Origin of the sequence: Legionella rubrilucens (genome assembly GCF_001468125.1) — a bacterium.
Lineage (GTDB): Bacteria > Pseudomonadota > Gammaproteobacteria > Legionellales > Legionellaceae > Legionella_C > Legionella_C rubrilucens.
The window spans coordinates 231398-245376 of the sequence record NZ_LNYT01000020.1 but is presented as its reverse complement, the minus strand read 5'-3'; the positions used below and the strand labels follow the sequence as shown (position 1 = coordinate 245376).

Below are 13979 nucleotides of genomic sequence, written 5' to 3'. Positions count from 1 at the left end.
TGTTTAGGCTTCAACAGGGAAGAAATCAGGAACAACCGCGGGTTGGTAATTTTCAGCATCAAAATAGGTGTATTCCCAGGCATCCTGACGAACCATCAATTCCCTGAGCAGGCGATTGTTCAACTCATGCCCGGATTTGTAGCCTTCAAACGCGCCAATCAGGCCGCATCCTAGTAAATACAAATCGCCAATGGCATCAAGGACCTTGTGAGCGACAAATTCACCTTCGAAGCGCAAGCCGTCATCATTGAGCACGCGGTAATCGTCAACCACAATGGCATTGTCCATGCTGCCGCCTTTCGCTAAATCATTTTCACGCAGTTTTTCATAATCGGACAAGAAGCCAAAGGTTCTGGCGCGGCATACTTCTTTTACATAGGACGTATCGGAAAAATCGAAGCTCGCTTTTTGCGGCCGGCCGTTAAATGCTGGATGATCAAAATCGATGGTAAATGAGATTTTATAGCCATTGTACGGCAAAAACTGGACGTATTTGTCCTTGTCTTCCACGCGTATGGGTTTCAATATGCGGATAAAACGCTTGGCAGCGCTCTGTTCACGGATTCCCGCGGATTGAATTAAAAAGACAAAGGGAGCCGCGCTGCCATCCATGATGGGGATTTCTGGCGCATTGACATCCACATAGGCATTATCAATGCCCAATCCAGCCAGCGCTGAGAGCAGATGCTCAACGGTTGCGACCTTCACACCGTTTCGGTGCAGGGAGGTGCAGAGCATGGTATCGCCCACGTTGTCGTAGGAAGCAGGAATTTCAACGGGTGGATTTAAATCGGTGCGTCTGAAAACAATACCGGTATTGATGGGTGCCGGGCGCAGAGTAAGAAGAACTTTTTCGCCTGAATGCAAGCCTACACCTGTTGCTTGAATTACTTTCTTAGGAGTTCTTTGTTTTATCATGCAATGATCACCTTTTCTCGATACCCTTTTGTTGACGCGCAATAAACGACCAAATCATAACAGCAATTGTTTGATTAGTCTAATTTTTTCATGCTTTTCCACAAAAAACGGCCCGAAGGCCGTCCATTATTTAATCAACTTGCTCTTCTTGTCGGCGAAGAAACGCTGGTATATCAAGGTAATCAACATCCGGTACAGACTCTGATACGGCCTTGGTTGAGGTGGTCGCTGCAGGGGCTGCGGCCTGCTTGCGAATCACAGCCGGACGATCAAGTTGGTGATAATCAAGGGATCCGTCGCTGCGGGTAGACTCCGCAAAACGGGATTTGGCCGGTTGTTGGCTTGAAGCCGATTGCTGTTGGCCACGCGGACGTGAGTCGCCAAGGCCTGTTACAATCACTGTCACCCTCATCTCATCCGTCATGTCGGGATCAATCACGGTTCCGACCACCACCGTCGCATCATCGGAAATGAATTCTTTCACTACATCGCCCACTTCTTCAAATTCGCCGATGGACATGTCAAGACCCGCGGTGATGTTCACCAGAATCCCTTTTGCCCCGGAGAAGTTAACGTCTTCAAGCAAAGGTGAAGCAATCGCCGCTTCAGCGGCCTGGCGGGCGCGCTGTTCGCCCGTGGCACTGCCGGTACCCATCATCGCCATGCCCATTTCAGACATTACGGTACGAACGTCAGCAAAATCGACGTTAATCAGACCAGGGCGGGTGATCAGATCGGAAATCCCTTTTACCGCACCCAGCAAGACGTTGTTAGCGGCTTTAAAGGCGTTGAGCAGACTGATGTTTTTGCCAAGCACGCTGAGCAGTTTATTGTTAGGGATAGTAATTAATGAATCGACATGTTCAGCCAGACGACGAATACCTTCTTCAGCCGCCAAGGCACGCTGTTTGCCTTCAAACGAGAACGGTTTGGTTACCACCGCCACGGTTAAGATGTTTAACTCTTTGGCGACTTCGGCAAACACTGGAGCCGCTCCCGTACCAGTACCACCGCCCATACCGGCCGTAATAAAGACCATGTCTGCGCCTTCAAGCACTTCACGGATACGCTCGCGGTCTTCTTCAGCCGCTTCGCGGCCAATGCGTGGGTTGGCGCCGGCACCCAGGCCTTTCGTCAGGTTATCACCGAGTTGGATATGAATTTTAGCATTGGAATTTTTCAATGCCTGTGCATCGGTGTTCGCGCAAATAAACTCTACACCGTCAATATTTTCAGCGACCATGTGCTCCAGCGCATTACCACCGCCGCCGCCAACACCCACAACCTTAATGACGGCACTGTTATCTTGGCTTTCCATTAGTTCAAACATTACTGCCTCTCCCCTCTTCAATTCTTATTATTCTGTGGGTAATTTAAAAATTACCTTGAAACCATTCTCTCATGCGAGACCAGAGCCCTTTACCGCTGACATTCAATGCCGGAACTGCATAACCGCCTTCATACTGCTGTTGGTATCCGTGCAATAATAAACCAACTCCTGTGGCTAAAGAAGGGTTTACTGTCGCTTCTGCCAATCCTGACACATGGTGAGCACACCCATGGCGTACCGGCATTTCAAAACACATCTCCGCCAACTCGATAGCCCCCATGACGCTTGAACCACCGCCGGTCATGACCATGCCGGCCGCCAGGCGCTGCTCAAACCCGCTGCGGCGCAATTCATTTCTGACCAGAGTAAATAATTCCTCGTAACGGGCGGACACGACATCCGACAGAGCCTTGGCTGAAATTTTACGGCCAGGGCGATTATCATTCATGCTGGTGACTTCAATCATTTCATTGGCACTGGCCAGTTCAGGCATGGCACAGGCGTGTTTGACCTTGATGGCTTCTGCTGCTTTCGTCGGTGTCCGCAATGCCATGGCGATGTCATTCGTGACCTGATCGCCGGCAATAGGGATTACCGCTGTGTACTGGATAGCTCCTTCGGCAAAAACAACAATGTCGGTTGTCCCGCCGCCGATATCAATCAGGCACACGCCCAATTCCTTTTCATCATCCGTTAATACGGCATGGCTGGAGGCTAATTGTTCAAGAATAATGTCGCTGACTTCGAGTCCGCAACGGCGCACGCATTTGGCGATGTTTTGCGCGGCGCTGACGGCACCCGTCACAATGTGAACCCGCGCCTCAAGCCGGACACCGGCCATGCCGGCGGGTTCGCGAATGCTTCCCTGATTATCAATAATGAATTCCTGGGGCAGAATGTGGAGAATTTTCTGATCCGCCGGGATGGCAACGGCCTTGGCCGCATCAATCACCCGCTCAACATCCGCCTGGGACACCTCCTGATCGCGGATGGCAACAATGCCGTGCGAATTGAGGCTGCGGATATGACTGCCGGCAATTCCGGCAAACACTGTACGGACTTCACAACCCGCCATTAATTCCGCTTCCTGGACGGCACGCTGAATGGAATTGACCGTGGCCTCAATGTCCACGACCACACCTCGTTTGAGGCCGCGGGAAGGGTGGCGCCCTATGCCAATGACTTCAATGGTTCCGTCAGCCGTGATTTCGCCCACTAAGGCAACAACTTTTGAGGTGCCAATATCCAAACCGGTGATGATGTTTTTTTCTGATTTTTTTGCCATTATCTTCCCGCTTATTTTTTCCATTGCACCGCCATGCCGCGCGGATACCGTAAATCAACACTTGCCAACTGCTCCGGTTTATCTGCAAAAACAGCAGGATATGCTTTACAGAATCGTGTAATTCGCATTTCTAGATCTCGTTTTCCCAGGCGTAACTGTACACCATTTGCCAGAGTGAGGTCCCAAGCATGGTTGTCGCGCCATTCCAGCGAGGCGGCGTGCAAGCCATAGATTGATAATATCTTACTCATTTTTTTGTAAACTTGTAAGACTTCCTGCTGTTGATTCGCAGGCCCTCGTAAATGAGGCAGGGTAGAATCATCCACCTGGCCCCCGTTAAATGTCTCGCCATCCTTAGTTAACATGGCGTCATTCCAGGTCGCCACCGGTTCTTTTTCCACCAGCGTAATTTTTAAGGTATCCGGCCAAATTCGCTCGATTTCCACCTGTGCTGCCCACTCCAGGGCGCTTAATTCGGCATGCAATTGATTGACCGACAATGAAAAAAAGCTCGCATCCAGGTATCTGGATAGTATTTCTTCCAGTTGCTGATGGGAAACGTGCTGGTAGGTTGCTGCAATTTTAATGGTATTGACTGGAAAACGCCCAGGATCAGCGATAAAGACATAAACAAGCCGCGCCCCTAAAAAAAGCGCGCAGGCGACCAACAGCGTCAGCACGCCGGCATAACCTAACTGCCCCTTACCGCTTCCGTCCATCCATCGACCTCAATTATTGGTAATTGGTTACCAGTTGCTCCCTGCAACGATGATGTATCCTGGCAAGGGAAATCAATTCCTCCAGCAGCTCAGGGTAACCAAGCCCGCTGGCCTGCCATAATTTGGGATACATGCTGATGGGCGTAAAACCGGGCAAGGTATTGATTTCATTAAAATATATATCACCCGTTTTGTCATTGACAAAGAAATCCACACGCGCCATGCCCTTACATTTTAAGCGGGTAAATATCTCGCCGGCAATGGCTTGTAACTCGTTCAACAGGGAATTATCCAATTGAGCAGGAACATGAAGATCCGTGGCGGCGCTTTCGATGTATTTTGCCGCGTAGGAATAAAAACCATCCGCATGATGGACACAAATCTCACCGGCAATACTGACCCGCGGCGAAGCGGAAGGATTAGTGTTTTCAAGTACGGACAATTCAATTTCACGCCCTTGAATAAACTCTTCGACCAGAATGGTCTCATCGTAGCGTAACGCATCCTCGACAGCATGAGCGAGTTCGGCCATCGTCTTCGCTTTGTGAATACCTACACTGGAACCTAATGAACAGGGCTTGACAAACAAAGGCCAGCCAAAATCCGACGCCACATCCTGGCAGAATTGTTGACGTTCGGCCGCATTGCTGTGCCAGGATAAAAGACGGTAACGAGCGGAGCGGATACGCGCATCGCAGGCAAGGCGACGTGCCATGTCCTTGTCCATGCCAATGGCTGACGACAGAACATCCGATCCCACATAGGCGACACCGGCCAACTCAAGCAGTCCCTGTAAACAACCGTCTTCATGCAGCGGACCGTGAACAACAGGAAAGACCACGTCGGCATCCACAGCCAAACGTCCATCAATCAGGAGGCTGGGTAATGCCTGGGAGGAGGCGGTCTTTACCGGTAAGCTGTTTTTATGCGCCAGCAGTTCCTGATAATCATTCAGATAACAACGCCCTTCTTTATCCATACCGATAGGAATAATACGATACTTTCGGGCATCGAGCTGGGCTAAAACGGAGGCCGCGGAAACAAGGGAAACCTCATGCTCCCCCGATTTGCCCCCATAAAGTAAGGCCAGGTTGACCAGTTCAGACATGATTAGTCTCCAATAATGTGTACTTCACGGATAAGTTCGACGGCGGTCTGCTGATGAACCGTTTGTTGCACCAGTTCAATCAATGATTCAATATCATGCGCCGAAGCATTGCCTTCGTGATTGATAATAAAGTTCGCGTGCTTGGTGGATACCACAGCCCCCCCCAGTTGTTTCCCTTTCAAACCGCATTCTTCAATGAGGCGGGCGGCAAAATTGCCGGCAGGATTGCGGAATACGGAGCCGCAATTGTATTCATTCGTCGGCTGCGTTTCTGCACGACGAGCCAGTAATTCTTTAATCATCTGCAGTGATTTATCTTTTTCACCGGGTGAAAGCCGGCAGGTGGCCGCAATAAACCATTCATCCTCAAGTCCCGCGACATGGCGATAGGCAATAGCGAACTCTGACGGTTTGCGTACCCGTTTCTCGCCATGCCGGGTCATGGTTTCGACCTCAACAACCGATTGCCAGGTTTCACCGCCGAAGCAGCCTGCATTCATACGCAAGGCCCCGCCCATGGTCCCTGGAATGCCGGCCCAGAATTCGCCGCCGGCTAAATGATTCCTGGCGCAGAAACGGGCCATGGTGGCGCAGGAAACGCCGGCTTCAACACGCACCAGATCATCACCAACCAGACTGACTTCTTTAAGGCAGCCCTGAGTGAGGATCACCGTTCCTGCAAACCCGCTGTCGCGAATGAGGGAGTTACTTCCAAGCCCCAACCACAGCAAGGGTTCGCTGCTTGGCAGGTGCTTTAAAAACAGGGCCAGATCATCAATGCCGGCCGGCTTGTAAAGTTGACGGGCAAGCCCGCCCACCCGCCAGGTGGTATAGTCTGCCAATGGCTCATTGCTGAGCAACTGCCCCTGGAAAGCAACACCCTGACCATTTAACCCGTTGATTGTTTTCACGCTGGTTCTCGCATGGTTTGCATTAAATTTTGCGCCATCTGACCTATACTGCCAGCCCCCTGCATGAGGATAACATCGCCATTGGCAATCAATTCATCCAGGGTTTTGACCAGGTTCTGATCATTCACCAGTCGGGCATTGGGACGGATGGTGCGGATTTTCTTTAACAAGGCTTCGCTGCTGATCCCGGGAATGGGTTCTTCGCCGGCAGAATAAATATCCAGCAGCAATAATTCTTCAGCGATACTTAATACATCCACAAACTGATCAAACAAATCTTTGGTACGGCTGTAACGGTGCGGCTGAAAAATATGAACCAGACGCTTGTCGGGCCACACGCGGCGGAACGCATCAAGAGTTGTTCGAATCTCCTGCGGGTGATGGCCGTAATCGTCAACCACTGTCGCACTGGCGTGTTCAAACTGGCGCTCGCCTAAAATCTGGAAGCGTCGCCCCACGCCCTGGAATTTAGCCAGACCGCACACAATGGCGTCATCGTTGACATTGAGCTCAGAAGCAATCGCAATGGCTGCCAGAGCATTAAGCACGTTATGGCGTCCCGGCCACTGGAATTTAATGTCCAGAGGCTTTAATCCCCTTGGTCTTAACACCGTAAATTCACTGCTTAAACCCGTTTGAGTCCAATTGACAGCGCGGTAATGGGCTTCCTCACGAAAACCATACGTCATGGTCGGGCGCTGAATCAACGGCAGGATACGGCGAACCTCTTCGTCTTCAAGGCATAACACGGCAAGACCATAGAAAGGCAGGTGGTGCAGAAATTCCACAAACGTGTTACGCAGCTTGTCAAAGTTATCTTCATACGTGCTCATGTGGTCAGCGTCAATGTTGGTCACGACCGCCATCATGGGCTTTAAGAACAGAAACGAGGCATCGCTTTCATCCGCTTCGGCCACAAAATAAGCGGAATGCCCCAATTGCGCATTGCTGCCGGAACTGTTTAGCTTTCCGCCAATAACATAACTCGGATCCAGACCGCCTTCAGCCAGAAGACTGCTGACTAAGCTGGTGGTGGTGGTTTTGCCGTGCGTACCCGCGATGGCAATGCCGTGACGAAAACGCATTAATTCAGCCAACATGGCCGCGCGTGGAATAACCGGGATTAACTGTTCTTTGGCCGCAATGATTTCCGGATTATCGGAACTGACGGCAGTGGACCGCACAACGACATCCGCTCCCTGGATGTTTTCCACACGATGGCCAATGGCCACCGAAATGCCCAGGGATTGCAAACGGGCAACCACTTTGTTTTCGCTGATATCCGATCCGGTAATGCGATAACCTTCATTATGAAGCACTTCAGCAATGCCGCACATGCCGGCACCGCCAATCCCCACGAAATGAATCTGTTCTACACGCCCCATCCTTGGCGAAAGAAATTGTCCTGAGCTGTCCACCACGTTCCCCTTGTTATGAAGTCGGCTTTCTCAATCCCAAAGATTGCCAACGATTTTCATGATCAATCCGCAATAACAATGCGATAACCACACAATTAACCACCATACTCGCACCGCCATAACTTAAAAGCGGCAAGGTTAATCCCTTTGTTGGCAGCAAACCTGAATTGACCCCCATGTTAATTGTGGCCTGCAACCCTAACCAAAAGGTCAGGCCGTAGGCCGTAAATGCGGCGAAGAGCCGATCCTGACAAAAGGCGGTATAGCCAATCATCAGTCCCCTAAGCACCAGTATACTATACAAAATTAATACGAACAGGACGCCCAGCAACCCTAATTCTTCAGCCAGCACAGCAAATAGAAAATCCGTGTGCGCTTCCGGCAAATAAAATAATTTTTGAACACTATCCCCCAGGCCAGTCCCCAGCCAGCCCCCACGGCCAAACGCAATCAGCGATTGGGTCAACTGATAACCGCTGTTAAATTGATCCGCCCAGGGATCGAGAAATGCGGTTAATCGGGCGACCCGGTAAGGCGATGACACAGCCAGCATGGCAAGGCAGAAGCCGACTAAGATCACCAAACCAATGTAATAACGCAGTTTCACCCCGGCTAAAAAGAGCATGGCCATGATGGTACCGGCGATGACCACAGTGGCGCCAAAATCAGGCTCCAGTAACAACAGGACCGAGACCATGCCCAGAATGATCATGGGCTTGATAAAACCCAAAATACTGGCGCCTATCTGTTTTTGTTGACGAACGAGATAGCCCGCCACGTAAAAAATCATGGTCATTTTCGCCAATTCAGACACCTGAATGCCAATGGGACCTAAAGCCAGCCAGCGGCGGCTGCCGTTGACGGAACGTCCGATACCGGGGATTAAAACCAGCATCAGCATCACCAGACAGGCCAGTAGAAGCGGCATGCTCAGTTTTTCCCAGATTTGGCTGTCAATGCGCATCACCACCAGCGCCACCAGAAAGCCGGCCGCCAGATAGCAGCATTGACGAATGAGAAAATGAAAGGGTTGATGATAATATTTGGTGGAAATCATGACGGAACTGGAAGCCACCATCATCAAACCAATGATCAGCAGGCCGAGCACCGCCCCCATCATCCACTTGTCGTAAAGGGCTAAGGGTTTGTGGGTTGGTTTTCCACGTTGCGTGTAATGACGGGGTTGCATGGCGCTCACAATTTCCCTACCAGGTTGGCAAACAGTTCACCGCGATGATTAAAATCACGAAACATGTCCATGCTGGCGCAGGCTGGCGACAACAGCACCACATCCCCCGCCTGAGCCTGACCTTTCGCCTGATTAATCGCGTCGTCCAACGAAGCAGCACGTGAGACAGGCAATAAATCACCCACCGCCTTCTCAATCTTGTCAGCATCCGTACCAATCAACACCATGGAGCGTACATACTGACTGACGGACTGACGTAACGCAGTAAAGTCTGCTCCCTTACCCAAACCGCCGGCAATCAGCACGATTTTACCCGGCATGGCACCGCCAATGCCGGTAATCGCTGATTGGGTGGCGCCGATATTGGTTCCCTTGGAGTCATTAATCCAGTCCACCCCGTGCAGGGTTCTTACCCACTGGCAACGGTGCGGTAACCCGGCAAAGGTTTTTAATACGGTGACGATGGCTTCCCGGTCAATGCCTGCGGCCCTGGCTAAGGCACAGGCGGCCAGGGCATTCTGCCAATTGTGAGTGCCTTTGATGCGCAACTCGTCCACGGCAAGCCATCGTTCTTCGCCATAGGCCAAAAAAGCGTCTTTACCGTTATAAACAATTCCCCAGTGCCCCGTCTCTGGCTTGTCCAACCCGAAGCTTGTTCGTTGAGCATCGTCAGTTTCAGGCACCGTTGCCTTGTCCTCACGATTGTAAATCAGCAACTCGGCCTGTTTGTAAATACGTTGTTTGGACTCGGTATAAGCCGCCATGGTATGGTGTCTGTCAAGATGATCCGGCGTGACATTTAAAACAGTAGCCGCCTTTGCAGCCAAAGAATGGGTTAAATCCAGTTGAAAGCTCGACAATTCAAGCACCCATAAATCATAGTCCATGCCCTTATCCAGCAAATCGAGAACAGGCGTGCCGATATTGCCGGCTACCGCCGCATGGATTCCTGCGGCTTTAGCCATCTCGCCGACCAGCATGGTGACGGTGGATTTGCCGTTGGTTCCGGTTATGGCAATCACCGGTGCTGTGATTTCGCGCACCAGGCATTCAATGTCGCCGTACACGGGAATACCGCTTGCACAGGCCTGCGTCAGGAAGGGTTCTTCAAGCGACACACCGGGGCTGGTAATGACGGCTTTAAGATGAGGATAAACGGTCGATGGCAATTGCCCTAAAAACACGTCAACGCCAGGAAACTCCGAGTGGAAATCGGCCAGTCCTTCGACTTGATTTCGCGTATCAAACGCGATGAACGGTTCATTACGCCGCTTGAGATAACGGGCGATGGATTGCCCTGTTTTACCCAGACCTGCAACGAGATAACATGGTTGATTCATGATTTTCGCCTATCGTAATTTTAAGGTTGCCAAACCACAAAGGACAAAAATAACCGTCATAATCCAGAATCGCACAATCACTTTAGGCTCAGACCAGCCTTTTAATTCAAAATGATGATGCAAAGGCGCCATACGGAACAGGCGTTTGCCGCCGGTGTACTTGAAATAACCCACCTGCAGGATAACAGACAGGGTTTCAATCACAAAAAGGCCGCCCATGATTAAAAGCACCAGTTCCTGCCTGACCACGATGGCGACAATACCCAGAGCCGCGCCTAAAGCGAGCGACCCGACATCACCCATAAAAACCTGGGCGGGGTAAGTGTTATACCACAAAAAGCCCAATCCCGCCCCGACGATAGCCGAACAGAAAATCGTCAGCTCACCGGTATTGGGAATGTAGGGGATGGCCAGGTAATGAGCATACAACGCATTGCTGCTGGCGTAGGCAAAAATCCCCAATGCCCCGGCGACCATGACAATCGGCATGATGGCCAAACCATCCAGACCGTCGGTCAAATTCACCGCGTTACTGCTGCCGACGACCACAAAATAGGCCAGAACCGGAAACAAAGGGCCTAAGGTAATGAGCCAGTTTTTAAAGAAAGGAATAGACAATTGCGTCTGCACCGGGATGCTGGCATTACAATAAAGGAAGGTGACCGCGAGAATGGCGACCACGGATTGCCAGAAATATTTCCAGCGCGCAGGTAAACCGCGGCTGTTTTTACGCACCACCTTGCGGTAATCATCAACCCAGCCAATGGCGCCGAATCCTAAAGTGACCAATAGCACCAGCCAAAGCGCTGGTTGCCGTAAATCCCCCCACAACAGGCAACTGGACGTAATGGCCACTAAAATCAGCAACCCGCCCATGGTGGGGGTTCCGGCTTTGGATAAATGCGTTTGCGGGCCATCATTGCGAACCATTTGGCCGATCTGAAGATTTCTCAGCCACTTAATCATCATGGGGCCGCAAAACAATCCCACCAGCAAAGCGGTTAATGCCGCGAGGATGGAGCGAAACGTAATGTATTGGAAAACCCTGAACGCATGATATTGTCCTTGAAATAACTGCGTTAACCAGTAAAGCATGTTGTCTGTTCCTCTTTGTCAGATTGATTCGATTGCAGCCGCTATCAGGCCGTGCAAAAAGTTGCCAAGCATAGCATAATTGGATTCATCAACCCACCAGTCTATGCACAATTTTCTCCATCGCCGCCGACCGTGACCCCTTCACCAGCACTGTGGTGTCTTTATTCAGATGCGGCAGCAAATCCCGGGCGAGATCGTCCTGCGTCTGATAATGGCAAGCCGGTTTTCCGAAGGCTTTACTGCTGAACTCGCTGTGCTTGCCGCAGGTCATTAGCAAATCGATGCCTTTGCTTTGCGCCACCCGCCCGATTTCCTCATGATGCTGCTGTGTCCAGGCGCCCAGTTCCCCCATGTCGCCCAACACCAGAATACGGCGGCCCTGCCGTTTGGACAGGACATCCACGGCCGTCAGAACCGAACGCAGGTTGGCATTGTAGGTGTCATCAATGACAAGGGCATCATTATGGCCATGCAGATAAGTCATGCGTCCCGCTACCCCTTGAAACTGGTTTAAGCCCCGGGCAATGTCCGGCAAGCCTATACCGGCGGCAAAGCAGCACAACGCTGCCGCCAGGGCATTGCGGATGGTGTGTTCGCCGGGAACCTGTAACTGGATTTGAGCCTCACCGCAGGGCAATACCAGAGTAAACTGGGCACAACCGCGTTCATCGAACAGCGTACCCCGGGCATAGGCATCAACCGGCTTGTTCAGAGAAAAGCGCAACACGTTTTTACCGTTTAAGAGGCCATCCCAGAAATGGGCATACTCGTCATCGTCATTCACCACGGCCGTACCGTCGGAAGGGAGGCCCTCATAAATCTCCCCTTTAGCCCTGGCCACGCCGTCAATGGAGCCAAATCCTTCAATATGGGCAGGTGCAATGTTATTGATAAGCGCCACCTGTGGTTGCACAATCGCCACTGTATGGGCAATTTCCCTCGGGTGATTCGCGCCAAGCTCAAACACGGCATAACGGTGTTCCGGTTTAAGCTCAAGGGCTGTTAAGGGTGCACCAATATGGTTATTGCGATTGCCGCGGGTTGCCAAGGAAGGCGGCGGAAGAATGGCTGCAATCATTTCCTTGACCGTGGTTTTGCCGTTGCTGCCAGTCAACGCAATAACCCGGCAATCCATGCTTCGGCGATGGCTGGCGGCCAGTTTAGCCAAGGCCTCAAGGCTTGAGGGAACAACCCATTGCGGTATGGCAATGCCAGGACAGGCCTGCTCGCAAACAATCGCTGCCGCCCCTTTGGCCGCCGCATCGGCAATGAAATCGTGGCCGTCAAAACGCTCGCCTCGCAGGGCAATGAATAATTCACCCGGTTTTACCAGGCGGCTGTCGATGGCAATACCATTGATTTCCATGTCTGGCGCAGGAGCGCAACCCAAAAGCTCGGCAATTGTTTTTAAGTTCATGATGATTGCAAGGGGTTAAAATGCTTAGTGTAATGGTTATTGTGCCAACTCACCAGAGTAGTCCTCAACCTCCGATCAAATTGCGCAAAATTTATAAAATCAGATTATTTTTAGAACCTTATCCAGGCCCTGGATCATCTGTTTTTGCTGAGCCTCTTCGACCAGCAGGCGAATTTTTTTATCCCGCGCATGATGACCGCTGCCAATCATCACCTGTTTTTGTGTTAACCCCAGCAATCGGGCGAGATACACTACCAGCGCTTGATTGGCCTTGCCCTCTTGCGGGCTGGCTTTGAGTTCAAGTAAAAGACCCTGATTGTTATTGAGAAGCAAGGCATTGACGCGGCTGGCCGGTTTGACCTTGAGCGTCAATTGCATGAATTGAGGACGGCAATCAAGCCAGGGCCGAGAGTTCGTATTCACTGGGAATATTCAGTACACGACGGTAACGGGCCAGGCTTTCGTCATTTAACGGACGCCGCATGTCGTCCAGCAAATGTGTATCGAGGCCATCGCTCAATTGTCTGGCGGTTTCGAGCATGATGGCAAAGCGTTCAGCATCAATGGTGGAATTACCGGAGGTGTGCATGAACAGGCACAGGCCGCGCACGCTGAATGCACCGATATTCTGTAAATCAAACACACCGCTTGCGGTAGCTGCAGCGAGACTGCATAACACAGGCCCTTGACCATTCGCCTGCTGATGGCGATGAAATAAATGCCCTTCGCCAAAACGAAGACCAGCCGCCAATACGGTTTGCAGCAGTTCATAGCCTGCCAACTGGCGGTTTTCTTTTGCCAACAGAAACATCATGATCGATTGACCGGGATCATTTTTAGTGACAGGTCTTGCTTCCATGGGGCGTGAATCCAGCGCAGGCCGCGTATCGCTGCGGGCCTCGATTGGCCGGATATCCACCCGCGTTTCAGCCGCACCGGCGATGTCTTTTTCATCCAGGGCAATGGATGGGCCATCGGTTGACTGGGTTTTTATGGTAAACTCCGGCAGTTCGTCTACTTCTTCCTTAGGTTGAAGATTGACTTTACGAATGGCAATTATATCATCGTAATGCTTCGGTTCGGCGGCCTGACCCAGTGAGGGTTGATAGGCCGTGTGGTTTAAACTCTGCCTTCTGGCTTTCATCAGGCGGCCAATAGCAACCACTACGCCAATGAGTAATAGCACATTGAGTATCAGACTCCAGTTTGCCTGCATGGTTTACTCCTCGTAAGTAAAGAGCGCTTGACT

At 51.3% G+C, this 13979-nt stretch carries 13 protein-coding genes; all 13 read right to left on the bottom strand.

The window, feature by feature from the left end; all coding sequences use genetic code 11:
• Positions 1-3: 3 nt before the first annotated feature.
• Positions 4-918, bottom strand: coding sequence for a UDP-3-O-acyl-N-acetylglucosamine deacetylase (lpxC, locus tag Lrub_RS08880; protein WP_058531819.1), 915 nt, complete (start codon positions 916-918; stop codon positions 4-6).
• A 130-nt stretch (positions 919-1048) separates the two neighbouring features.
• On the bottom strand, positions 1049-2248 hold the full coding sequence (gene ftsZ / locus Lrub_RS08875; RefSeq protein ID WP_058531818.1) for a cell division protein FtsZ: 1200 nt from the start codon (positions 2246-2248) through the stop codon (positions 1049-1051).
• A 43-nt stretch (positions 2249-2291) separates the two neighbouring features.
• On the bottom strand, positions 2292-3533 hold the full coding sequence (gene ftsA, locus Lrub_RS08870) for a cell division protein FtsA (RefSeq protein ID WP_058532267.1): 1242 nt from the start codon (positions 3531-3533) through the stop codon (positions 2292-2294).
• Positions 3534-3544: 11 nt separating this feature from the next.
• Positions 3545-4252, bottom strand: coding sequence for a cell division protein FtsQ/DivIB (locus Lrub_RS08865; protein WP_058531817.1), 708 nt, complete (start codon positions 4250-4252; stop codon positions 3545-3547).
• A gap of 13 nt (positions 4253-4265) precedes the next feature.
• Entirely contained in the window at positions 4266-5360 is a 1095-nt protein-coding gene (locus tag Lrub_RS08860; RefSeq protein WP_058531816.1) for a D-alanine--D-alanine ligase family protein, read from the bottom strand.
• A gap of 2 nt (positions 5361-5362) precedes the next feature.
• Entirely contained in the window at positions 5363-6271 is a 909-nt protein-coding gene (gene murB / locus Lrub_RS08855) for a UDP-N-acetylmuramate dehydrogenase (protein ID WP_058531815.1), read from the bottom strand.
• Entirely contained in the window at positions 6268-7689 is a 1422-nt protein-coding gene (gene murC / locus Lrub_RS08850; RefSeq protein WP_058531814.1) for a UDP-N-acetylmuramate--L-alanine ligase, read from the bottom strand. Before murC ends, murB begins: the two co-directional genes overlap by 4 nt.
• A gap of 13 nt (positions 7690-7702) precedes the next feature.
• Positions 7703-8878: a putative lipid II flippase FtsW gene (gene ftsW / locus Lrub_RS08845; protein ID WP_058532266.1), complete on the bottom strand. Its 1176-nt coding sequence runs from the start codon at positions 8876-8878 to the stop codon at positions 7703-7705.
• 5 nt (positions 8879-8883) lie between these two features.
• Positions 8884-10218 carry a UDP-N-acetylmuramoyl-L-alanine--D-glutamate ligase gene (gene murD / locus Lrub_RS08840; protein WP_058531813.1) on the bottom strand — a complete coding sequence of 445 codons (1335 nt, stop codon included), beginning with the start codon at positions 10216-10218 and terminating at the stop codon, positions 8884-8886.
• Between the two features lie 9 nt (positions 10219-10227).
• Entirely contained in the window at positions 10228-11313 is a 1086-nt protein-coding gene (gene mraY, locus Lrub_RS08835; protein ID WP_058531812.1) for a phospho-N-acetylmuramoyl-pentapeptide-transferase, read from the bottom strand.
• A gap of 88 nt (positions 11314-11401) precedes the next feature.
• Complete coding sequence (locus tag Lrub_RS08830) at positions 11402-12730, bottom strand: UDP-N-acetylmuramoyl-tripeptide--D-alanyl-D-alanine ligase (RefSeq protein WP_058531811.1); 1329 nt, start codon at positions 12728-12730, stop codon at positions 11402-11404.
• 99 nt (positions 12731-12829) lie between these two features.
• Entirely contained in the window at positions 12830-13153 is a 324-nt protein-coding gene (locus tag Lrub_RS08825; RefSeq protein WP_133134115.1) for a DUF167 domain-containing protein, read from the bottom strand.
• Positions 13125-13946 (bottom strand): cell division protein ZipA C-terminal FtsZ-binding domain-containing protein, encoded by an 822-nt coding sequence (locus Lrub_RS08820; protein ID WP_058531809.1) that lies wholly within the window; start codon positions 13944-13946, stop codon positions 13125-13127. The genes Lrub_RS08825 and Lrub_RS08820 overlap by 29 nt, the downstream gene beginning before the upstream one ends.
• Positions 13947-13979: the final 33 nt, after the last annotated feature.

What these genes read in the sequence shown, in the direction of transcription:
- lpxC (WP_058531819.1), bottom strand. Translation starts at nt 918, where the DNA reads ATGATAAAACAAAGAACTCCTAAGAAAGTAATTCAAGCAACAGGTGTA.
- ftsZ (WP_058531818.1), bottom strand. Translation starts at nt 2,248, where the DNA reads ATGTTTGAACTAATGGAAAGCCAAGATAACAGTGCCGTCATTAAGGTT.
- ftsA (WP_058532267.1), bottom strand. Translation starts at nt 3,533, where the DNA reads ATGGCAAAAAAATCAGAAAAAAACATCATCACCGGTTTGGATATTGGC.
- Lrub_RS08865 (WP_058531817.1), bottom strand. Translation starts at nt 4,252, where the DNA reads ATGGACGGAAGCGGTAAGGGGCAGTTAGGTTATGCCGGCGTGCTGACG.
- Lrub_RS08860 (WP_058531816.1), bottom strand. Translation starts at nt 5,360, where the DNA reads ATGTCTGAACTGGTCAACCTGGCCTTACTTTATGGGGGCAAATCGGGG.
- ftsW (WP_058532266.1), bottom strand. Translation starts at nt 8,878, where the DNA reads ATGCAACCCCGTCATTACACGCAACGTGGAAAACCAACCCACAAACCC.
- murD (WP_058531813.1), bottom strand. Translation starts at nt 10,218, where the DNA reads ATGAATCAACCATGTTATCTCGTTGCAGGTCTGGGTAAAACAGGGCAA.
- mraY (WP_058531812.1), bottom strand. Translation starts at nt 11,313, where the DNA reads ATGCTTTACTGGTTAACGCAGTTATTTCAAGGACAATATCATGCGTTC.
- Lrub_RS08830 (WP_058531811.1), bottom strand. Translation starts at nt 12,730, where the DNA reads ATGAACTTAAAAACAATTGCCGAGCTTTTGGGTTGCGCTCCTGCGCCA.
- Lrub_RS08820 (WP_058531809.1), bottom strand. Translation starts at nt 13,946, where the DNA reads ATGCAGGCAAACTGGAGTCTGATACTCAATGTGCTATTACTCATTGGC.